General features: G+C 71.9%; 20 protein-coding genes and 3 tRNA genes. 20 read left to right on the forward strand and 3 right to left on the reverse strand.

Annotated features, from left to right (window positions below):
• Positions 1-3 precede the first annotated feature (3 nt).
• From kdpC to BX285_RS08500, 3 genes are all read left to right on the forward strand, one after another.
• Positions 4-639, forward strand: a complete 636-nt coding sequence (gene kdpC, locus BX285_RS08490) for a potassium-transporting ATPase subunit KdpC (protein ID WP_121174833.1) — start codon at positions 4-6, stop codon at positions 637-639.
• Positions 640-757: 118 nt separating this feature from the next.
• Positions 758-3,313: a sensor histidine kinase KdpD gene (locus BX285_RS08495; protein ID WP_121174834.1), complete on the forward strand. Its 2,556-nt coding sequence runs from the start codon at positions 758-760 to the stop codon at positions 3,311-3,313.
• A complete protein-coding gene (locus BX285_RS08500; RefSeq protein ID WP_097237451.1) occupies positions 3,306-3,980 on the forward strand; it encodes a response regulator in 675 nt (224 codons plus the stop codon). The genes BX285_RS08495 and BX285_RS08500 overlap by 8 nt, the downstream gene beginning before the upstream one ends.
• 274 nt (positions 3,981-4,254) lie before the next feature.
• Here the strand turns inward: BX285_RS08500 and BX285_RS08505 are convergent, their stop codons facing one another.
• Positions 4,255-5,523 (reverse strand): hydrolase, encoded by a 1,269-nt coding sequence (locus BX285_RS08505; protein WP_097240170.1) that lies wholly within the window; start codon positions 5,521-5,523, stop codon positions 4,255-4,257.
• Positions 5,524-5,797: 274 nt separating this feature from the next.
• Here BX285_RS08505 and BX285_RS08510 point away from each other — a divergent pair.
• From BX285_RS08510 to BX285_RS08535, 6 genes are all read left to right on the forward strand, one after another.
• Positions 5,798-5,870 (forward strand) — tRNA-Thr (locus BX285_RS08510).
• Between the two features lie 43 nt (positions 5,871-5,913).
• A tRNA-Met gene (locus BX285_RS08515) sits at positions 5,914-5,986 on the forward strand.
• Positions 5,987-6,069: 83 nt separating this feature from the next.
• Positions 6,070-6,234: a 50S ribosomal protein L33 gene (gene rpmG, locus BX285_RS08520; protein WP_006604855.1), complete on the forward strand. Its 165-nt coding sequence runs from the start codon at positions 6,070-6,072 to the stop codon at positions 6,232-6,234.
• A 132-nt stretch (positions 6,235-6,366) separates the two neighbouring features.
• Positions 6,367-6,825 (forward strand): MaoC family dehydratase N-terminal domain-containing protein, encoded by a 459-nt coding sequence (locus BX285_RS08525; protein ID WP_097237452.1) that lies wholly within the window; start codon positions 6,367-6,369, stop codon positions 6,823-6,825.
• Between the two features lie 5 nt (positions 6,826-6,830).
• Positions 6,831-7,253, forward strand: coding sequence for a MaoC family dehydratase (locus tag BX285_RS08530; RefSeq protein ID WP_097237453.1), 423 nt, complete (start codon positions 6,831-6,833; stop codon positions 7,251-7,253).
• 138 nt (positions 7,254-7,391) lie between these two features.
• Positions 7,392-8,435 (forward strand): UDP-N-acetylmuramate dehydrogenase, encoded by a 1,044-nt coding sequence (locus BX285_RS08535; RefSeq protein ID WP_097240171.1) that lies wholly within the window; start codon positions 7,392-7,394, stop codon positions 8,433-8,435.
• Between the two features lie 171 nt (positions 8,436-8,606).
• Here the strand turns inward: BX285_RS08535 and BX285_RS08540 are convergent, their stop codons facing one another.
• Positions 8,607-9,683 carry an adenosine deaminase gene (locus BX285_RS08540; RefSeq protein WP_097237454.1) on the reverse strand — a complete coding sequence of 359 codons (1,077 nt, stop codon included), beginning with the start codon at positions 9,681-9,683 and terminating at the stop codon, positions 8,607-8,609.
• A gap of 116 nt (positions 9,684-9,799) precedes the next feature.
• Complete coding sequence (locus tag BX285_RS08545; RefSeq protein WP_179852846.1) at positions 9,800-11,047, reverse strand: pyridoxal phosphate-dependent aminotransferase; 1,248 nt, start codon at positions 11,045-11,047, stop codon at positions 9,800-9,802.
• A gap of 285 nt (positions 11,048-11,332) precedes the next feature.
• On the opposite strand from BX285_RS08545, the gene BX285_RS08550 reads away from it, so the two are divergent.
• From BX285_RS08550 to rplL, 11 genes are all read left to right on the forward strand, one after another.
• Positions 11,333-11,405, forward strand: a tRNA-Trp gene (locus BX285_RS08550).
• 150 nt (positions 11,406-11,555) lie between these two features.
• Entirely contained in the window at positions 11,556-11,885 is a 330-nt protein-coding gene (secE, locus tag BX285_RS08555) for a preprotein translocase subunit SecE (protein ID WP_097237456.1), read from the forward strand.
• 210 nt (positions 11,886-12,095) lie between these two features.
• The gene (gene nusG, locus BX285_RS08560; protein ID WP_183107031.1) at positions 12,096-12,998 is read left to right on the forward strand and encodes a transcription termination/antitermination protein NusG; all 903 of its coding nucleotides are present in this window, start codon (positions 12,096-12,098) and stop codon (positions 12,996-12,998) included.
• Positions 12,999-13,163: 165 nt separating this feature from the next.
• Positions 13,164-13,598 carry a 50S ribosomal protein L11 gene (gene rplK / locus BX285_RS08565; RefSeq protein WP_030232334.1) on the forward strand — a complete coding sequence of 145 codons (435 nt, stop codon included), beginning with the start codon at positions 13,164-13,166 and terminating at the stop codon, positions 13,596-13,598.
• A 77-nt stretch (positions 13,599-13,675) separates the two neighbouring features.
• Positions 13,676-14,398 carry a 50S ribosomal protein L1 gene (gene rplA, locus BX285_RS08570; protein ID WP_045693072.1) on the forward strand — a complete coding sequence of 241 codons (723 nt, stop codon included), beginning with the start codon at positions 13,676-13,678 and terminating at the stop codon, positions 14,396-14,398.
• Between the two features lie 171 nt (positions 14,399-14,569).
• Positions 14,570-15,352, forward strand: a complete 783-nt coding sequence (locus BX285_RS08575; RefSeq protein WP_121174835.1) for a hypothetical protein — start codon at positions 14,570-14,572, stop codon at positions 15,350-15,352.
• A 124-nt stretch (positions 15,353-15,476) separates the two neighbouring features.
• The gene (locus BX285_RS08580; protein WP_147465134.1) at positions 15,477-16,322 is read left to right on the forward strand and encodes a hypothetical protein; all 846 of its coding nucleotides are present in this window, start codon (positions 15,477-15,479) and stop codon (positions 16,320-16,322) included.
• A 105-nt stretch (positions 16,323-16,427) separates the two neighbouring features.
• Positions 16,428-17,381 (forward strand): hypothetical protein, encoded by a 954-nt coding sequence (locus tag BX285_RS08585; RefSeq protein WP_121174837.1) that lies wholly within the window; start codon positions 16,428-16,430, stop codon positions 17,379-17,381.
• A gap of 136 nt (positions 17,382-17,517) precedes the next feature.
• Positions 17,518-18,393 (forward strand): hypothetical protein, encoded by an 876-nt coding sequence (locus BX285_RS08590; RefSeq protein WP_147465135.1) that lies wholly within the window; start codon positions 17,518-17,520, stop codon positions 18,391-18,393.
• Between the two features lie 371 nt (positions 18,394-18,764).
• A complete protein-coding gene (gene rplJ, locus BX285_RS08595) occupies positions 18,765-19,328 on the forward strand; it encodes a 50S ribosomal protein L10 (RefSeq protein ID WP_030055779.1) in 564 nt (187 codons plus the stop codon).
• Positions 19,329-19,416: 88 nt separating this feature from the next.
• Entirely contained in the window at positions 19,417-19,803 is a 387-nt protein-coding gene (gene rplL / locus BX285_RS08600) for a 50S ribosomal protein L7/L12 (RefSeq protein ID WP_097237461.1), read from the forward strand.
• Positions 19,804-20,388 lie beyond the last annotated feature (585 nt).

Genomic DNA, 20,388 nt, shown 5'->3' on the forward strand with positions numbered 1-20,388 from the left:
GCCATGTCCAAGCCCCTGCCCGCCACCGTGCGGACCCACTTCACCGCCCTGCGCGTGCTCCTCGTGCTCACCGTCATCCTGGGAGTCGCCTACCCGCTGCTGGTCACCGGCATCTCCCAGGTCGCCTTCACCGAGAAGGCCAACGGCTCGATCGTGAAGTCCGACGGCAAGGAGATCGGCTCCAGCCTGCTCGGTCAGAACTACAACCTGCCCAAGACCAACCCGGACGACCCGAAGGAGGAGGCGCAGCCGGACCCGAAGTGGTTCCAGCCCCGCCCCTCCGCCGCCGGAGCGGGCTACGACGCGTCCTCGTCCAGCGCCTCCAACCTCGGCCCGAACAGCGAGGACCTGCTGAAGGCCGTCAACGACCGCCGTGCCGCCGTCGCCGCGTTCGACGGGGTCGACCCGGCGGGCGTCCCGGCCGACGCGCTGACCGCCTCCGGCTCCGGTCTCGACCCGGACATCTCCCCGGCCTACGCCAAGGAGCAGGTCGACCGGGTCGCCAAGGCCCGCAACCTGCCGGTGGAGAAGGTGGCCGCACTGGTGGAGAGGTACACCGAGAGCCGATCGGCCGGCTTCCTCGGCAACGAGGCGGTCAACGTCGTGCTCCTCAACAAGGCGCTCAGCGAGCAGAAGTGACACCGGCTCAGACAGGCTGGTGACCGGGCCGGCCCGGGCACGGGAGGATCCCCGCGCCCGGGCCGGCCGCCCCGTGTCCGCAGACGTGCACCACCTCCCGATGGAAAGAGCAGTGCCCATGGCCCGCGACCTCACCCCCGGCCCCGGCGTGCGCCGCGGTCGGCTGAGGGTGTACCTCGGCTCCGCCCCCGGGGTCGGCAAGACCTACCGGATGCTGGACGAGGCCCGGCGCAGACAGGAACGCGGGTCCGACGTCGTGGTCGGGTTCATCGAGTGCCACGGCCGGCGCCACACCGAGGCCATGCTGGCCGGCCTGGAGGTCCTGCCGCGGGCCCACCGCTCCTACCGGGACGCCGAGTTCGAGGAGATGGACCTGGACGCCGCGCTCGCCCGCCGCCCGGCCGTCGTCCTGGTGGACGAGCTGGCGCACACCAACATCCCCGGCGGCCGGCACGCCAAGCGCTGGCAGGACGTCGAGGAACTGCTGGCCGCCGGGATCGACGTCATCACCACCGTCAACGTCCAGCACCTGGAGTCGCTGAACGACGTCGTCCGGAAGATCACCGGCATCCCCCAGCGCGAGACCGTCCCGGACGAGGTGGTCCGCCGGGCCGACCAGATCGAACTCGTCGACATGGCCCCGCAGGCACTGCGCCGCCGGATGGCCCACGGCAACGTCTACAAAGCGGAGAAGGTGGACGCCGCGCTCTCCAACTACTTCCGGGTCGGCAACCTGACGGCACTTCGGGAACTCGCCCTGCTCTGGGTCGCCGGGCGGGTCGACGAGGGCCTGCGCGACTACCGGTCGGCCCACAGCATCGACCGGGTCTGGGAGACCCGCGAACGCGTCGTGGTCGCCCTGACCGGCGGCCCCGAGGGCGAGACCCTGATCCGCCGCGCCGCCCGGATCGCCGACCGCACCGCCGGCGGCGACCTGCTGGCCGTCCACGTCTCCCGCAGCGACGGCCTGGCCGGCGCCTCCTCCGGCGCGCTCGCCCAGCAGCGGCAGCTGGTGGAGACCCTGGGCGGCAGCTACCACGTGGTGGTCGGCGACGACGTCCCCACCGCGCTGCTCGCCTTCGCCCGCGCCCACGACGCCACCCAGCTGGTGCTCGGCACCAGCCGCCGCGGCCGGATCAACCGCTTCCTCACCGGGCCCGGCACCGGACAGACCACCGTGGACGGCTCCGAGGACATCGACGTCCACATGGTCACCCACGAGTTCACCGGCCGCGGCCGGCTGCCCTCGCTCGGCCGGCGCCACTCCAGGCGCCGCACCGTCCTCGGCTACGCGGCCGGCTTCGTCATGCCCTGGGTGCTCACCGCGCTGCTGTCCCAGGCCCACCACCGGATCAACCTCACCACCGACGCGCTGATCTTCCAGCTCGGCGTGGTCATCGTCGCCCTGCTCGGCGGCGCGATGTCCGCCCTGGTGGCCGCGGTCATCGCCTCGGTGCTGCTGAACTACTACTTCATCCCGCCGGTCCACAGCCTGACCATCGGCGAGACCAACAACATCGTCGCCCTGGTGGTCTTCACCGCCATCGCACTCGCCGTCTCCACCGTGGTCGACCACGCCGGCCGGCTCACCACCCGGGCCGCCCGCGCCACCGCCGAGGCCGAGACCCTCTCCACCCTGGCCGGCAGCGTGCTGCGCGGCGCCGATGCCCTGCCCGCCCTGCTGGAGAAGTCCCGCACGGCCTTCGGCATGCGGGCCGTCGCGCTGCTCTCCCGCGGCGACGGCGAGGTGCTCGCGCACTGTGAGGGCGAGCACCCGGCCGACCCCTCGGACCCGGCCGACGGGCCGAAGGAGACCACCGAGGTCCCGGTCGGCCCGGACGCCCTCCTGGTGCTCACCGGCCGCCGGCTGCCCGCCGCCGACCAGCGGGTGCTCACCGCCTTCGCCGCCCACGTCGGCGCCGCGCTGGAACGCGACCGGCTGGCCGTGGTCGCCGCCGAGGTCGAACCGATCAAGGCCGCCGACCGGATGCGCACCGCCCTGCTCGCCGCCGTCAGCCACGACCTGCGCACCCCGTTGGCGGCCGCCCGCGCCTCGGTCGGCTCGCTGCGCAGCCCCGACGTCGAGTTCTCGCCCGAGGACCAGGCCGAACTCCTCGCCACCGCCGACGAGTCCCTGGTCAAGCTCACCCGCCTGGTCGACAACCTGCTCGACATGAGCCGCCTCCAGGCCGGCGCCCTCACCCTGCACGTCACCGAGATCCACCTGGACGAGATCCTGCCCAGGGCGCTCGACAGCCTCACCGACCCGTACGCGCCGATCCAGCCGCTGGACCTCGACACCGCCCCGCCGGTGCTCGCCGACCCGCCGCTGCTGGAACGCGTGCTCGCCAACGTGATCACCAACGCGCTGCGCCACAACGCCCCCGGCGCGCCCGTCCTGGTCACCGCCAGCCACCACGCCGAGCAGGTCGAGCTCCGGGTGATCGACCGCGGCCCGGGCATCGCCCCCGAGGACCGCGACCGGGTCTTCCTGCCCTTCCAGCGCCTCGGCGACACCGACAACACCACCGGCGTCGGCCTGGGCCTCGCCCTCTCCCGCGGTCTCGCCGAGGCCATGGGCGGCAGCCTGGAGGTCGAGGACACCCCCGGCGGCGGCACCACGATGCTGCTCACCCTGCCCGCCGCACCCCGGGAGGAACTGCCGCATGAGTGAAATCCTGGTCGTCGACGACGAACCCGCTCTCCTGCGCACCTTACGGATCAACCTCAGCGCCCGGCAGTACGCCGTCCGCACCGCCGCCAGCGGTGGCGAGGCGCTGGACCGGGCCGCGCACTCCGCCCCGGACGCCGTGCTGCTCGACCTCGGCCTGCCCGACCTCGACGGGATGGACGTGCTGCGCGGTCTGCGCACCCACAGCGCGGCGCCGATCATCGTGCTCTCCGGCCGGAGCGACGCCGCCGACAAGATCGGCGCCCTGGACGCGGGCGCCGACGACTACCTCACCAAGCCGTTCCTGATGGACGAGCTGCTGGCCCGGCTGCGCGCCGTGCTGCGCCGCCCGCCGAGCGGTGTCCTCCCCGGCCGGCCGGTGATCGGCGAGCACACCGTGGACCTCGCGGCCACCACGGTGCACGGCCCCCACGGCACCGTGCGGCTCACCCCGACCGAGTGGCGGATCCTCACCCTGCTGCTCGCCAACCCCGGCCGGCTGGTGCCCGGCCGGCAGATCCTGCGCGAGGTGTGGGGGCCCGCCCAGGAGGGGCGCGGCAACTACCTGCGGGTCTACCTGGCAGGGCTGCGCCGCAAGTTGGAGCGCGACCCGGCCCGGCCGCGGCACCTGATCACCGAGCCGGGCATCGGGTACCGGTACGTGCCCTGACCGGGCCCGCCCGTCAACGGCCCGTCAAGAGCGGCCGGTTCGCCGACAGGAGGGCGTCAAGGCCGGTCGGCGGCGGTGCTCCGTGGGCGTAGCGTCGGTACCGAAGCGAGCGGCCCTGCTCCGTGTGGGGGAAGCCTGGGGCCGCTCGCGCCGCCGTCCACGGACGGCCAGCAGGTGGGGGAGGGGCGCGCGGCCATCCGTCGCGCGCCCCTTTGCCTGCCAAGCCCTGCCAAGCCCCGCCGAGCCCTGCCGGGCCACGTCGGTCAGCCCTGGGTCAGTCCTCGGTGCTTCCGGACTGCCGGGGCAGCGCCAGCGCCACGGTGTCGGCGAACTCCCGCACCGCGCTGGTCCGGCTCACCACCCGGCCGCTGTGCACCACCAGCCGGCTGTGCCCGCCCGCGAGCGCCCCGGTCAGGCTGTCCCCGCGCACCGCCAGCAGCTCCGCCGGGAACCCGGCGTCCACCCGGACCGGCGGCAGCCCGAGCGCCGCCCGGGCCTGGTTCGCCACCGCGTCGTACGCCGCCTCCGGGCCCAACTCCCCGCCCGCCGCCAGCAGGTACGCCGACTCCAGCGGATCCGCCCGGCCGACCGGGTTGGACGGGTCGCGCAGTGCCCCGCTGCCCGCCGCCAGCGGCACCTGCGCCGCCGCCAACTCCCTCAGCAGGCCCGGCCGCAGGCCCGCCGCCCGGCCCTCCAGGCCGGTGCAGCCGCCGTTCTGCGGCAGGCAGACCACCCGCACCCCGCTGGTCGCCAGCACCGTCGACGCACCGCGGGCCAGCGCCCCGCACGGCCCGAGCGTCACCCGCGGCCGCAGCGGCGCCAAGGCCCCTGCCAGCCGGGCGAGTTGGGCGGCGTCACCGGCGGTGGTGTGCAGGTCCACCGGGCAGTCCGCCTCCCGGGCGGCCTCCAGCAGCAGCTGGACGTACCCGGCCGGGTCCGGGTCCAGCTCCGGGCAGCCGCCGGCCGCCGTGGCGCCCAGCTTGAGCGCCTCGCGCAGCTGCGCCCGGCCGTCCGCACCGGCCCGGCCGGTGAGCAGCCGGGGCATCGCCACCGCCTGCAGGTCGGCCAGCCCGCTCAGCGCCTGCCGGGCGGTGAGCACCGCCTCCAGCCGGCGCAGCCCGTGCACGTCGCCGATCCGGACGTGGGTGCGCTGGGCGGTGGCGCCGTAGCCGAGCGAGGTGAGCGCGGCCTCGGTGACCCGGCGGGTGAGATCGGTCTGGGTGTCCGGCGGCGGGGCGGGCAGGGCGGCGGAGAAGGCGCTGTCGTAGTGGGCGTGCGCCTCGGCGGGGGCCGGGAGCAGCAGGTAGCCCCTGAGGTCGATCCGGGCGCCGGTGGTGACGGTGGGGGCGCCGGGCAGGGCGGGCAGCGGGCCGAGGCTGCCCACGGTGCCGACGGCCTGGATCCGGTCGCCGCTGATCCGCACGTCCACCACCCGCCCGTCGGCCAGCCGGGCGCCGGTGAGCAGCAGGACCGGTCCGTGTCCGAGCGGGTTGGCGGCCGAGCCGGGCCCGTGGTGCGGCCCGTCCGCGGCTGCGCTGTCCATCGCCGGCTCCTTCTCGTGCCGGCCCCGTGCGGTCGGCCGGTCGATCCCGATCAATGAGGGTCGAGCCTATGGCGCACGGGGGCGGGGCGCCGGGAGGCGGGCAATAGTCGTATCGGGTCGGGCCGTGGTCCTGCCGCCCCCGGCCCTACGGCTCGCGGGCCGATCGAACGCCCGGCCTTGGATCGCTCGTCCGTGCACCTCGCCCACCTGCGGTCTTCGCCGCGGGATACGGATTTCACCTCCGGGCGCGAAACGTGTAATCTCTTCCTCGTTCGCCCCTATAGCTCAGTCGGTAGAGCGTCTCCATGGTAAGGAGAAGGTCTGCGGTTCGATTCCGCATGGGGGCTCTGGTGAGAAGTGGTCAGCTTCGGCTGTGCTGCGGATCACTGTGGCGGTGTAGCTCAGTTGGTAGAGCAAGCGGCTCATAATCGCTGTGTCACCGGTTCAAGTCCGGTCACCGCTACCCCGCGTAGTCGGTCGGGAGATCGCACTCCCGGTCGGCTACTCTTGTTGTGTTCTTATTCGTTGTCCAAGGAAGGCACTCCCGTGGCTGCCACCGACGTCCGCCCGAAGATCACGCTGGCCTGCGTGGAGTGCAAGGAGCGGAACTACATCACCAAGAAGAACCGGCGTAACGACCCGGACCGTCTTGAGATGAAGAAGCACTGCCCCCGCTGCAACTCGCACACCGCGCACCGCGAGACCCGCTGACCCTCTCGCAGGGCATCGGGCCTGTGTGAAATCAGGTCTTCGACTCCGGGCCGCATCCCTCATGAGGGGTGTGGCCCGGAGTCATTTTCGTATCCGTCCGCTTCGTATCCACCCGCGTTCCGAGGAGCTGCCATGGCACTCGACCCCTCCTTCATCGGGCGTAGTTACCCGCCCACCGAGCCGTACGAGGTCGGCCGGGAGAAGATCCGTGAGTTCGCGACCGCGATCGGCGACGCCAATCCGGCGTACACCGACGCGGAGGCGGCGAAGGCGCTGGGCCACCCGGACGTGATCGCCCCGCCGACCTTCCCGTTCGTGATCACCTACCGCGCGGCCGGCCAGGTCGTCCAGGACCCGGAGCTGGGTCTGGACTTCAGCCGGGTGGTGCACGGCGACCAGAAGTTCGCCTACACCCGCCCGGTGCGGGCCGGCGACCGGCTGTCGGTCGCGGTGACCATCGACAACATCAAGTCGCTGGCGGGCAATGACGTGCTCACCGTGCGTGGTGAGGTGACGGACGCGACCGGCGAGCACGTGGTGACGTCGGTCATGACGCTGGTGGCCCGGGCCGCCGACGAGGCAGGGGAGTGAGCGCGATGGCGATCAGCTACGACGAGGTCGAGGTCGGCACCGAGCTGCCGGCGCAGTCCTTCCCGGTGACCCGCGACACACTGGTGCGCTACGCGGGCGCCTCCGGCGACTTCAACCCGATCCACTGGAACGAGAAGTTCGCCCTGGAGGTCGGCCTGCCGGACGTCATCGCGCACGGCATGTTCACCATGGCCGAGGCGATCCGGGTGGTCACCGACTGGGTCGGCGACCCGGCCGCGGTGGTCGAGTACGGCGTGCGCTTCACCCGTCCGGTGCCGGTGCCCAACGACGGGGTCGGTGCGGTGGTCGAGGTCTCCGCCAAGGTCGCCAAGAAGCTGGACGACCGCAGGGTGCAGGTCGACCTGCTGGCCACCACCGGCGGTCAGAAGGTCCTCGGGATGTCCCGGGCGGTCGTCCGGCTCGGCTGAGTCGTCCGGTCCCTGGTCCGAGCGTCCGAGCGTCCGAGCGTCCGAGCGTCCGAGCGTCCGAGCGGGTGCGGAGCGGAAGGTCCCGCCGAAAGGAAAGCGTGTCCTTTCGGCGGGACCTTCCCCCGTACGCTGGTGGGCGTGCTGGTAGAAAACGACGCCCCCCTCGCCCCGCTGACCACGCTCCGGCTCGGCGGCCCGGCCCGCCGGCTGGTGACCGCCCACACCGACGACGAGGTGGTCGCCGCCGTCCGCGAGGCCGACGCGGCCGGCGAGCCGCTGCTGGTCCTCGGCGGCGGCTCCAACCTGGTCATCGGCGACGCCGGCTTCCCCGGCACCGTGCTGCGGATCGCCACCGAGGGCTTCGTCCTGGACGGCACCGCGCTGGAGGTCGCGGCCGGCGAGACCTGGTCCGAGGTGGTCCGCCGGACGGTGCTGGACCACGACCTGGCGGGCATCGAGTTCCTGGCCGGCATCCCCGGCTCGGCCGGCGCCACCCCGGTGCAGAACGTCGGCGCATACGGCCAGGAGGTCGCGCAGTCGATCACCGAGGTGGTCGCTTACGACCGCACGGCCGACGAGGTGGTCACCCTTTCGAACGCCGAGTGCGCGTTCTCCTACCGGCACAGCCGCTTCAAGGCCGAGCCGGACCGCTACGTGGTGCTGCGGGTCCGCTTCCGCCTGGAGGACGACGGCGGGCTCTCCACCCCCATCCGCTACGCCGAGACGGCCCGGCAGCTGGGCGTCGAGCAGGGCGACCGGGTGCCGGTCGGCGCGGCCTGGAACGCGGTGCTGCTGCTGCGCGCCGGCAAGGGCATGGTGCTGGACCCGGCGGACCACGACACCTGGTCGGCGGGCTCCTTCTTCACCAACCCGGTGCTCACGGCCGCCCAGTACGAGTCGTTCCGGACCCGCCCGGGCACCGAGAACGCCCCCGCCTACCCGGCGCCGGAGGGCTGCACCAAGACCTCCGCGGCCTGGCTGATCGACCGGGCCGGCTTCGGCAAGGGCTACGGCAGCGGCCCGGCGACGCTCTCCACCAAGCACACCCTGGCGCTCACCAACCGTGGCTCGGCCACCGCCGAGGACCTGCTGGAGCTGGCCCGGGAGATCCGGGACGGGGTCCGCGAGGCCTTCGGGGTGGAGCTGGTGAACGAGCCGGTGATGGTGGGCGTCGCGCTCTGACCGGCCCTAGGGCCTGTCCGGCGGATCTTGCCGGGCGCACGACGCCGGATCATCCCGCCTGGACGCACGCCAGAATCGTCCAAGTACACCCAGTACGAGGGCGATTCGGGCGCACGCCCAGACGGGCGCCCGACGCCGCGCGCTGATCCGACAAGATCCGCCGGACAGGCCCTAGGCGGTGACGGCGGTCGCGTCGGCCGCGTCCACAGGGGCGGCGTGGCCGTCCGCCAGCCAGGCGTCGATGTCCGCCAGCAGCTCCTTGCGGACCGACTCCGGCGCGACCGAGCCGCGCACCGACTGCCGTGCCAGCTCGGCGAGTTCGGCGTCGCTGAAGCCCAGGACGTCCCGGACCAGCTCGTACTGGGCGGCCAGCCGGCTGCCGAACAGCAGCGGGTCGTCCGCGCCCAGTGCCAGCGGCACCCCGGCGTCGAAGAGCCGGCGCAGCGGGACCTCCTCGGGGTGCTCGTAGACCCCGAGCGAGACGTTGGAGGAGGGGCAGACCTCGCAGGTGACCTGGCGGTCCGCCAGCCGCTGCATCAGCCGCGGGTCCTCGGCGGCCCGTACGCCGTGGCCGATCCGGGTGGCGCCCAGGTCGTCCAGACAGTCCCGGACGGACTCCGGGCCGGCCAGCTCGCCGCCGTGCGGGGCGGCCAGCAGCCCGCCGTTGCGGGCGATCGCGAAGGCCCGGTCGAAGTCCCGGGCGAGGCCCCGGCGTTCGTCGTTGGACAGGCCGAAGCCGACCACCCCGTGGTCGGCGTAGCGGACGGCGAGCCGAGCCAGCGTCCGGGCGTCCATCGGGGACTTCATCCGGTTGGCCGCGACCAGCACCCGGATGCCCACCCCGGTGGCTGCGGCGGCGTGCTCCACCGCGTCCAGGATCAGCTCCAGGGCGGGGATCAGCCCGCCCAGCCGGGGCGCGTACGAGGTCGGGTCGACCTGGATCTCCAGCCAGCGGGAGCCGTCCCGCCGCTCGTCCTCGGCGGTCTCCAGGACCAGCCGGCGGATGTCCTGCTCGTCCCGCAGCACCGAGCGGGCGGTGTCGTACAGGCGCTGGAAGCGGAACCAGCCGCGCTCGTCGGTGGCCCGCAGCTTGGGCGGCTCGCCGGAGCTGAGCGCCTCCGGCAGCCGGACGCCGTGCTTGTCGGCCAGCTCCAGCAGGGTGGCGGGGCGCATCGAGCCGGTGAAGTGCAGGTGCAGGTGGGCCTTCGGGAGGCCCCTGACGTCTCGCGGGTTCAACAGGCGTTCCATCTCCCGATACTGCCGTATGCGGCCCCCGAACGGGAACCGCCCTCTTTTCATCCCCCGAAGGGGTGAAAGAGGGCGGTGTGCCGGGTGAATCCCGTATGTCGGTTTGACGACAGGCGTCAGTCGCGGGCCTCGCCGAGCAGCTTCTGGATCCGGCTGATGCCCTCGACCAGGTCCTCGTCGCCGAGCGCGTAGGAGAACCGCAGGTAGCCGGGGGTGCCGAAGGCCTCACCGGGGACGGCGGCGACCTCGACCTCGTCCAGGATCAGGCTCGCCAGCTCGGCGGAGGTCTGCGGGCGCTGACCGCGGATCTCCTTGCCCAGCAGGCCCTTGACCGAGGGGTAGGCGTAGAAGGCGCCCTCGGGCTCGGGGCAGACGACGCCGTCGATCTCGTTGAGCATCCGCACGATGGTCCGGCGGCGGCGGTCGAAGGCGGTGCGCATCTCGTGCACGGCGGACAGGTCGCCGGCCACGGCGGCCAGGGCGGCGCGCTGGGCGACGTTGGAGACGTTCGAGGTGGCGTGCGACTGCAGGTTGGTCGCGGCCTTGATGACGTCCTTGGGGCCGATCACCCAGCCCACCCGCCAGCCGGTCATCGCGTAGGTCTTGGCGACGCCGTTGACCACGATGCACTTGTCGGCCAGCGCGGGCAGCAGGGCCGGGAGCGAGGTGAAGGTCGCGTCGCCGTAGACCAGGTGCTCGTAGATCTCGTCGGTGAGCACCCAGAGGCCGTGCTCCAGCGCCCAGCGGCCGATCGCCTCGGCCTCGTCCCGGGTGTACACCGCGCCGGTCGGGTTGGACGGCGAGACGAAGAGCACCACCTTGGTGTTCTCGGTGCGGGCGGCCTCCAGCTGCTCGACCGAGACCTTGTAGCCGGTGGTCTCGTCCGCGACGACCTCCACCGGCACACCGCCCGCGAGCTGGATCGACTCCGGGTAGGTGGTCCAGTACGGGGCCGGGACGATGACCTCGTCGCCCGGGTCCAGGATCGCCGCGAAGGCCTCGTAGATCGCCTGCTTGCCGCCGTTGGTGACCAGTACCTGGGAAGCGTCCACCTGGTAGCCGGAGTCGCGCAGCGTCTTCGCGGCGATCGCGGCCTTCAGCTCGGGCAGGCCACCCGCCGGGGTGTAACGGTGGTTCTTCGGGTCGCGGCAGGCCTCGACGGCCGCCTCGACGATGTAGTCCGGCGTCGGGAAGTCGGGCTCGCCGGCGCCGAAGCCGATGACCGGTCGGCCGGCCGCCTTGAGGGCCTTGGCCTTGGCGTCCACGGCGAGGGTCGCGGACTCGGCGATCGCGCCGATCCGGGCGGAGACCCGGCGGTCGGCGGGGCGGATGGACTGGTCGGGCTGCGGGGTGGAAGCGCTCATGCCTGCATCGTCGCAGAACCCGGACGTACCGGGCGGCGCGGTTCCAGTATCCGTACGGTTCCGTCCGGATCCCGGCCCCTGGCGATCCGTCGGCGGACGCCCCGTCGGACCGCACATCTCCCGGGCGTCGCAGCCTCCCGGGAGAAGACGTTCGACCAAACCCCCCTCGACCACGTACACTCGCTGCTCGACGGCCCGCCGAAAAAGACCGGAGCTTTCACCGCTGTTACGGACAGCGGGGGGAGATGCGGTAGGTTGGTCGCCACCGGAGCCGCGAGGCACCGTAGGGCAATAGCTCAATTGGTAGAGCACCGGTCTCCAAAACCGGCGGTTGGGGGTTCGAGTCCCTCTTGCCCTGCTGCTAGATCCGTTTTCAGCCCGTTCGCTCCACAGAGCGAGCGGGCTTGATGCGGAGATGGCACCGATCAGCACCGCTACGCCGGCTCTGGTCGTGCCCCCCTCGGGTGCGCGGCGAAGACCGGCAGGACCCGGATTCAGGTGAGGACGAGTGACGGAGACCACGGGCTCCACCGCAACGCCTGAGAGCGGCAACCCTGAGGGTGCCGACGGCGCTGCCGAGACCACGCCTGCCGACGGCGAGAAGAAGTCGGGCAAGCGCGAGAAGAAGTCCGGCAAGCGGGCCAAGAAGGGCCTCTTCGCCCGGATCGGCCTGTTCTACCGCCAGATCATCGCGGAGCTGCGCAAGGTCGTCTGGCCGACCCGGAGCGAGCTGACCAACTACACCGCGGTCGTGGTCACGTTCGTCGTGGTCATGATGGCCATCGTGGCCGGTCTGGACTACGGCTTCTCCAAGCTGAGCCTCTGGATCTTCGGCTGACGCAGCCGCCCACCTTCGAAACAGCTTCCCGACCCGGGCCGACCTTCGGCCCGGGTCGAGCTGTCGGTGGCGGTCGTACGCGCCGTTACCGTTGACTCGGTACTGTTGAAGTCTCCGAGACCTCAACCAGGCGCCCGCGTCAGCGGCAGCGCGCCGGGGCCGGTTCCGGAGCGCGCCACCTTCACCATCTCCAGGAAAGAAGCAGCCACCGTGTCTGAGTCCCCCCTGTACGACGCCGACGAGACCGTCCGCGAGGCGGATGTCGCCGCCGAGCTGGACGCGGCCGAGCTGGCTGTCGACGCCGAGTCCGCCGAGCAGATCGCGGACGCCGCGGACAGCGACGAGGACGAGGTCGAGGCGTACGACGAGGCTGAGGCCGGCGAGTCCGCCGGGGAGGCCGCGCTGGACGTGGAGGGCGACGTCGAGGCCGCCGCCGAGGAGGGCGAGGTCGAGGCCGCCGCCGAGGAGACCGAGGCCGAGGTCGAGGCCGAGGAGCCGGCCGTCGAGGTCGACCCGGTCGCCAAGTTCCGCGAAGACCTGCGCTTCATGCCGGGCGAGTGGTACGTGATCCACACCTACGCCGGCTACGAGAACCGGGTGAAGCAGAACCTGGAGCAGCGCGCCGTCTCGCTGAACGTCGAGGAGTACATCTTCCAGGCCGAGGTGCCGCAGGAGGAGGTCGTCCAGATCAAGAACGGCGACCGCAAGACCATCCGCCAGAACAAGCTCCCCGGCTACGTCCTGGTGCGCATGGACCTCACCCCGGAGTCCTGGGGCGTCGTGCGCAACACCCCGGGTGTCACCGGCTTCGTCGGCAACGCCTACGACCCGTACCCGCTGACGCTGGACGAGGTCGTCAAGATGCTCGCCCCGGACGTCGAGCGCCAGGCGGCCAAGGAGGCCGGCAAGCCCTCGCCGGTCAAGCCGAGCGAGATCCAGGTGCTGGACTTCGAGGTCGGCGACTCGGTCACCGTCACCGACGGCCCGTTCGCGACCCTGCAGGCGACCATCAACGAGATCAACCCCGACTCGAAGAAGGTCAAGGGCCTGGTCGAGATCTTCGGCCGGGAGACTCCGGTCGAGCTCTCCTTCGACCAGATCCAGAAGAACTAGTCATACGGTCTTCGGATTCGGGGCGGGGCCGAGCGCCCTGCCCCGAATCCGTTTTGGTCCAGCGGCGCAGACGCGTTAGCCTGGTCCGATGTGTGTGCTGGCGGCCGGGTGTCGCCCCGGTTCCGCACGCACCAGCAATCACCTCTCGGAAGGACCCGGAGAGACATGCCTCCCAAGAAGAAGAAGGTCACGGGGCTTATCAAGCTCCAGATCAACGCCGGTGCGGCCAACCCGGCGCCGCCGGTCGGCCCCGCGCTGGGCCAGCACGGCGTCAACATCATGGAGTTCTGCAAGGCCTACAACGCTGCGACCGAGTCGCAGCGCGGCATGATCGTGCCGGTGGAGATCACGGTCTACGAGGACCGTTCCTTCACCTTCATCACGAAGACGCCGCCGGCCGCGCGCCTCATCCTGAAGGCCGCCGGTATCGAGAAGGGCTCCAGCGAGCCGCACAAGACCAAGGTCGCCAAGCTCACCAGCGCCCAGGTCCGCGACATCGCCACCACCAAGATGCCCGACCTGAACGCCAACGACCTGGACGCGGCGGAGAAGATCATCGCCGGCACCGCCCGGTCGATGGGCATCACCGTCGAGGGCTGACCAGCTCTTTTCGTCCCTGTGGTAGGGCCTGCGCAGGCCCGTGACACCACAACTCCATTCACCATTCAGGAGCAGCTATGAAGCGCAGCAAGGCTCTGAAGGCCGCGGACGCCCAGGTCGACCGCGAGCGCCTTTACGCCCCCCTCGAGGCCGTCCGCCTCGCCAAGGCCACCAGCACCACCAAGTTCGACGGCACCGTCGAGGTCGCCATGCGTCTGGGCGTCGACCCGCGCAAGGCCGACCAGATGGTCCGCAGCACCGTGATCCTCCCGCACGGCACCGGTAAGACCGCTCGGGTCCTGGTCTTCGCGACCGGCGACCGTGCCGAGGCCGCGCGTGCTGCCGGCGCCGACATCGTCGGCTCCGACGAGCTCATCGACGAGGTCGCCAAGGGCCGTCTGGACTTCGACGCCGTCGTCGCCACCCCGGACCTCATGGGCAAGGTCGGCCGCCTCGGCCGCGTGCTCGGTCCCCGTGGTCTGATGCCGAACCCGAAGACCGGCACCGTGACCCCGGACGTCGCCAAGGCTGTCAACGACATCAAGGGCGGCAAGATCGAGTTCCGCGTCGACAAGCACTCGAACCTGCACTTCATCATCGGTAAGGCCTCCTTCACCGACGAGCAGCTGGTCGAGAACTACGCCGCCGCGCTGGACGAGGTGCTCCGCGCCAAGCCGTCCGCCGCCAAGGGCCGCTACATCAAGAAGACCGCGTTCTCGACCACCATGGGCCCCGGCATCCAGGTGGACCCGAACCGCACCCGCAACCTCCTCGTCGAGGAGGACCCGGCCGCGGTCTGAGCCTCCGTGCTCTAGAGCAGTCCGTACGACGGGCCCGTACCCCCTTCACCGGGGGTGCGGGCCCGTCGTCGTTGCCGGATCGGGATCCGGGCGGATGGGAACGGTTGCCCGGGGCGTCGTACGCTCTGCCGGTCAGATCATGTGGAGAATCCATGACCGTCGGAGAGTGTCGTGCCGCCCGCCCCCCGCTCCGCCGCCCTGTTGGCGGCCCTGCTGCTGCTCGGCGGCGCCACCGGCTGCAGCCTGCTGGCCGCCCCGGACACCCGCACCCCCGGCAACCCCGCGCCCGTACCGCCCAAGCAGGTGGTGCTGACGGCCGCGCAGGCGCTGGACGACACCGGCGGCGCCCGGATCGAGGTGGTGCAGGAGGGCCCGGACGGCCGGCGCACCGCGAGCGGCACGCTGGTCTGGGGAGCCTCCGACGAGGGCGCTCTGACCCTCACCGACGAGGCGGGCACCGGGCACCTGGCCCTGAAGGACGGCGCGGTCGACCTGGTCTACCAGGGCGGCGCGGCCAAGCACGCCGACCGCTACACCGCGGAGTCGCTGGACCCTCAGGCCGGCCCCGCCCCGGACGGCTACGCTGGCGGCTGGATGACCGCGCTGGTCACCGACCCGGGCAGCCGCGCCTACGCGATCGCGCAGACCGTCAGGCTGGGCTCGCTGGGCGGCGAGCAACTGGCCGGAACGACCGTCGCGCACTACCAGGGCTCCGCCCCGGTGGACGAATTCTTCGGCGCCGCCAAGGAGTTGAGCCCGCAGCGGCGCTCGGCGACGGTCGAGTGGTACCGGCAGCGCGGGGTGGCGGCGATCGGCTTCGACGTCTGGGTCGGGCCCGGCGAGCGGCTGTTGAGACTGCGTGAGACGGCCCGGGGCAGTGCCGGAACCATCGTGACCACGACGGATGTCCCCTCCATGGGGACGGGCGATCCGGCGCCTGCCGCAACTGGCTGACAGGAGAGGGATATCCGGTGCGTGGCGGCTCCGGCGATCCGTTAGAGTCCGCCTGAGAAAGGCCTGAGAAGAGCTGAAAATCGGCTCTTCCATGGATCGGATCTGATCTCACGGGGGTACCTCCATGCGCGCTGTGCGCCTCGCCTCGGTCGTCGCGACGACGGCCCTCCTGCTCGCCGGGGCCACCGCCTGCGGCGGCGGCAAGGGCGGCAACGACCCCAAGAGCGGCGACGCCAAGGGCAGCGACGCCAAGGGCGGTGACCCGATCGCGGCCGCGCTGACCGGTGACCCGAAGGCGGCCCTGGCCGCGTCCGCGCTGGTGATGCAGAAGGCCGGGAACGGCAAGGTCAGCATGATCAGCCCCGGCGACGCCAAGGGCGGCGGCACCGGCGACGCCGACTGGAAGGACCCGGGCAAGGTGTCCGTGGACCTCGCCGGCGACATGGGGGCCAAGAAGCTCAAGATCCGGGTGATCGGCCCGGACGCCTACCTCGGCGGCGACGACGCGGCCCTGGCCGGCAAGCACTGGGTCAAGCTGCCCGCCGGGAACGAGGCCGGCGACGGCTTCCGGGCCGCGGGCCAGATGCTGAACCCGGTCGTGGTGCTCACCGTCGCGGCCCAGAGCGGCAAGCTCTCCAAGGTCGGCCAGGAGAGCCTGGACGGCGCCCAGACCACCCACCTGCGGGCCGTCGAGGACACCTCCGCCCTGGTGGCCGGGATGTCGGCGCTCCCGGCGGACCAGCGCCAGGCCGTCCAGAAGACGCTGGAGGAGGACGGCAAGACCCTCACCTTCGACTTCTGGCTGAACGCCAAGCAGGAGCTCGTCCAGTACCAGGAGTACGGCGACACGAACGGGGCGAAGGACGCCGTCACCGTCAAGTACTCGGGGCTCGGCAAGGCCGCCGCGATCACCGTGCCCGCCGCCACCGACCTCGGCAGCGAGGCCGACCTCCTCAAGCTGCTCGGCTGATCGGCTGATCGGCCGGGTCACGAACGGAGCCCGGGGGGCTCCACCCGCACGACCGGCTACCACCCCGGGCGCACCGCGCGCCCGGGGGTCCTCAAGGGGGGAATCATGGCTGGAACCCGCAAGACCGCCACCGCTGTCGTCCTCGCCGCCCTGGCGCTGACCGCGACCGCGTGCAACGACAGCAACGACGGCGGCCGGAACGCCGCCCCGGCCGCGCCGACCACCGCGGCCGCGGCGTCCTCCGCGCCGACCTCCACCACGCCGTCCGCCGACGCGCCGTCCACCGGCGCCAAGCCGGTCAAGCTGACCCCGGCGGTCCTGCTGGAGCAGGTCACCCAGAAGACCACCGCCGCGAAGTCCGCGAAGATCTCCGAGGTGATCACGGTCGGCCAGGTCACCCTGAAGGGCAAGGGCGCGGTGTCCTGGGCCGACGGCCTCCAGGGCGACATCACCATGGACCTGTCCGACTCCCCGCTGGGCAGCGTGCTGGCGCCGGTCACCGGTGGCAAGACCGCGCCGTACCGCTACACCAAGGACGCGATGTACATGCGCCTGGGCGGCGACGCGGTCGACGCCTTCGGCGGGCGGCACTGGCTGCACTACAGCAAGACCGACATGGCCAAGGCCTCCGGCGGGTCGACCGACCAGCTCAAGAGCGCCGACCCGGTGCAGGGCGTCCGGACGCTGATCGCCGGCGGCAAGGTGACCGAGGTCGGCCAGGAGACCGTCAACGGCAAGGCCACCACGCACTACACCGGTGAGCTCAGCGCCGACGACATCGCCGGCGCCACCGGCACCGGCCTGACCCAGGACGAGCTGGCGCAGATCAAGGACAACCTGACCACGGCCGGCGTCACCAGCGAGACGATCGACGTCTGGGTCGACGCCGACAAGCTGGTGGTCAAGCGGACCGAGCAGGCGGACACCAAGGTCGGCGCGATGACGGCCACCGTCAGCTACTCGGACTACGGCACCCCGGTCAGCACGACCGCGCCGGACCCGTCCGACACCGTGGAGCTCTCCGAGCTGGCGAAGCTCGACAAGGGCGCCACCGGCTGATCGCGCCGCACCGGCGCCCGACTCGGCCGACCCGGTGGATCCGCCCGGCTCGAAGGACTCAGCCAGGGGGCCGCCACCGGGCCGGGCGGGCAGGGGTGGCATGGTGGCCGGGAGCAGGGCGAGGAAGGGAACGGGCGTGGCAGGACGGCAGCGGTTGGCGGCAGTGGCCGTCGTCGCCCTGCTGGCGAGCGGGCTGAGCGGCTGCGGCGGGGGAGACGACGGCTCGGCCGCCGCCTCGGGCAGCCCGTCCCCGAGCAGCGCCCCGCCGAGCAGCGCCTCCCCGAGCCCGGCCAAGCCGACCGACCGCTCGCCGCACGGGGTGCTGCTCTCCGCCCAACTGGCCATGCAGACCGCCCGCCGGGCCAAGGTCAGCTACCGGCTCGGCGCCGACGCCGGATCCGGCCCGCTGTTCTGGCAGCCCAAGACGGCGCTGCAGATCAAGCGCTCCACCCTGGCCGAGGCCGAGCAGCTGATCGTCGTGGACACCGTCGCCTACCAGGGCGGCGACGCCGCCACCGCCGCCCGGCAGGGCGGCAAGCACTGGGAGCGCTTCACCGTCCCGCCGGACCCGGACGGCCGCAAGGAGGTCCCGTACGCGGGGCTGGTCGACCTGCTGAACCCGGTCGAGGCGCTGGCCGCGGCCGGCGCCGACGGGGTGGACCCGGTCTTCGTCGGCGAGGAGAAGTACGAGGACTCGACCGTCGAGCACTACCGGGTCACCACCACCGCCGAGAGGTACGCGGCCGCCCAGACCCAGCTGCCGCAGGCCCGGCGGGACGGGCTGCGGGCCGCGCTCGCGCCCGGCGGCTCGATCTCGCTCACCCTGGACCTCTGGCTCAACGACAAGGACCAGCTGGTCAGGCTGCAGCGCACCGGCACCGGGGACAGCGGCCGGGCGGACGACTCGGTGCTCTACACGGACCTCGCCGGGGCACTGCTCTCGGCGCAGGCGCCGGCCGAGACGGACACCGTGGACACCGGCGTCCGGACGGTCTCCCCGCTGGCCCGCTGAGCCGGGCCGGCGCGGGCCCGGGGGTGCTCCCGGGTTACTCCGTCCGAGGGCGATTTGCACCTTGCGAACGGCTCCGGCTAGTCTGTCGGAAGCCAAAGACCGCTGGTTGTCGCCGCGCCCGTCAGGGAGTCGGTGGCCGAAGGATCTGCGCTTCGTCGCAGGCAGCCCGCGCAGGTGTGTCTGGAGCTTCGACTTCCGGGTACCGCGTCCGCGCGGCCGCCCGTCGAGGTCGTTCCGAGCCCCGTGCCCCTGCGCACCGGGGCTCATTGCATTTTCGCAGGAGCTTTCCTTCCGTCCAGCCGGTCCCCGGCAGAATTGGTCGACTTTCGTGGTCGGCCTGACTTCGACATCACGGAAGGAGGCGTAAGCCTATGGCCAGGCCCGACAAGGCTGCCGCCGTCGCCGAGATCACGGACAAGTTCCGTGGCTCCTCCGCGGCGCTGCTCACCGAGTACCGCGGTCTCTCGGTGAAGCAGGTCAAGACCCTGCGTCGCTCGCTCGGCGACAACGCCGAGTACGCCGTGGTGAAGAACACGCTGACCAAGATTGCGGCCAATGAGGTCGGGATCACGGAGCTCGACGACCTGTTCACTGGTCCGACGGCTGTCGCCTTCGTCACCGGTGACCCGGTGGAGTCGGCGAAGGCTCTGCGTGACTTCGCCAAGGAGAACCCCGCTCTCATCATCAAGGGCGGTGTCCTTGACGGTAAGGCGCTGTCCGCCGATGAGATCAAGAAGCTCGCGGACCTCGAGTCCCGCGAGGTGCTGCTCGCCAAGCTGGCGGGTGCCCTGAAGGCCAAGCAGTCCCAGGCTGCCGCGCTCTTCCAGGCCCTGCCGTCGAAGCTCGTCCGCACTGTGGACGCGCTGCGCGACAAGGTCGAGCAGGGCGGTGCCGGTACGCCGGCTCCCGCCGCCGAGGACGAGGCCGCGGAGTAATTCCGCAGGCTCACGCCTCGCTGCGGGCCCGTGCCCGCCCAACCCGTACATACGGCACCACCTGCCGAATTAGTGGAAGGACGCCATCATGGCGAAGCTGACCCAGGACGAGCTGCTCGCGCAGTTCGAGGAGCTCACCCTCATCGAGCTCGCCGCCTTCGTGAAGGCCTTCGAGGAGAAGTTCGACGTCACCGCTGCCGCCCCGGCCGCCGCCGTCGTCGTTGCCGGTGCCGCCGGTGGCGCCGCTGAGGCCGCTGAGGAGCAGGACGAGTTCGACGTCATCCTCGACGGTGCCGGCGACAAGAAGATCCAGGTCATCAAGGAGGTGCGCACCCTGACCTCCCTCGGCCTGAAGGAGGCCAAGGACCTCGTTGACACCGCTGGTGCCAAGGTCCTGGAGAAGGTTGCCAAGGACGTTGCCGAGAAGGCCAAGGCTGCCCTTGAGGCCGCCGGCGCCAAGGTCACCGTCAAGTGATCTTGCGCCCCCTCTGAGGGGGCGTGCGGCCGGGCCGATCACCCTTGCGGGTGGTCGGCCCGGCCTTTTTTCGCGTTCCCGGGGCCCCTGGTGGCACCGGCCCCTTCCGCAGTTCGGGCCCGCGGGGCCCACCGGTGTGGCCGACGACCCACTCGGCACTGTCGGTGCCGGGAGGTATGGTGATCACCATCGTCAGGGCGGCCCCCACCACGGCTTCTGTAACGCCGGAGGGGGCCGGACCGATAGACGGGTCGAGGCCCGCGCCGCCGGCGGGCCCTTGACGAACCCGGCGCGGCGCGCGATTCTCAAGGCGCGAGTCCGCCCGGTTGGTCCGCCGCTGGATGCATAACCAGTGGCTCCGGCGGGAAATGACTCCACGTGAGTTAGAGCAGTACCCGGTGGGCGCCCGCGCTCGCCGGCTACCGGGAGGAGTCTCCGATTCGGTCTCCGAATCAGAGCTGGACAGCAGTGTGGCCATTGGCTACACTGTCCCTTTGCGCTGCCTGTTAGCTGCTCCGTGACTCGTCGCCCGGAGTTTGCGTTGCCCTGAAGGGGTCTGGCATCGCCTCCGCAAAGCGGCTCTGA

Origin of the sequence: Streptomyces sp. 1114.5, from assembly GCF_003635085.1 — a bacterium.
GTDB lineage: Bacteria > Actinomycetota > Actinomycetes > Streptomycetales > Streptomycetaceae > Kitasatospora.

Bases quoted from the DNA above. Each gene is read 5' to 3' on its own strand.
- kdpC (WP_121174833.1), top strand. From the start codon at position 4: ATGTCCAAGCCCCTGCCCGCCACCGTGCGGACCCACTTCACCGCCCTG.
- BX285_RS08495 (WP_121174834.1), top strand. From the start codon at position 758: ATGGCCCGCGACCTCACCCCCGGCCCCGGCGTGCGCCGCGGTCGGCTG.
- BX285_RS08500 (WP_097237451.1), top strand. From the start codon at position 3,306: ATGAGTGAAATCCTGGTCGTCGACGACGAACCCGCTCTCCTGCGCACC.
- BX285_RS08505 (WP_097240170.1), bottom strand. From the start codon at position 5,523: ATGGACAGCGCAGCCGCGGACGGGCCGCACCACGGGCCCGGCTCGGCC.
- BX285_RS08525 (WP_097237452.1), top strand. From the start codon at position 6,367: ATGGCACTCGACCCCTCCTTCATCGGGCGTAGTTACCCGCCCACCGAG.
- BX285_RS08530 (WP_097237453.1), top strand. From the start codon at position 6,831: ATGGCGATCAGCTACGACGAGGTCGAGGTCGGCACCGAGCTGCCGGCG.
- BX285_RS08540 (WP_097237454.1), bottom strand. From the start codon at position 9,683: ATGGAACGCCTGTTGAACCCGCGAGACGTCAGGGGCCTCCCGAAGGCC.
- BX285_RS08545 (WP_179852846.1), bottom strand. From the start codon at position 11,047: ATGAGCGCTTCCACCCCGCAGCCCGACCAGTCCATCCGCCCCGCCGAC.
- rplK (WP_030232334.1), top strand. From the start codon at position 13,164: ATGCCTCCCAAGAAGAAGAAGGTCACGGGGCTTATCAAGCTCCAGATC.
- rplA (WP_045693072.1), top strand. From the start codon at position 13,676: ATGAAGCGCAGCAAGGCTCTGAAGGCCGCGGACGCCCAGGTCGACCGC.
- BX285_RS08580 (WP_147465134.1), top strand. From the start codon at position 15,477: ATGCGCGCTGTGCGCCTCGCCTCGGTCGTCGCGACGACGGCCCTCCTG.
- BX285_RS08585 (WP_121174837.1), top strand. From the start codon at position 16,428: ATGGCTGGAACCCGCAAGACCGCCACCGCTGTCGTCCTCGCCGCCCTG.
- rplJ (WP_030055779.1), top strand. From the start codon at position 18,765: ATGGCCAGGCCCGACAAGGCTGCCGCCGTCGCCGAGATCACGGACAAG.
- rplL (WP_097237461.1), top strand. From the start codon at position 19,417: ATGGCGAAGCTGACCCAGGACGAGCTGCTCGCGCAGTTCGAGGAGCTC.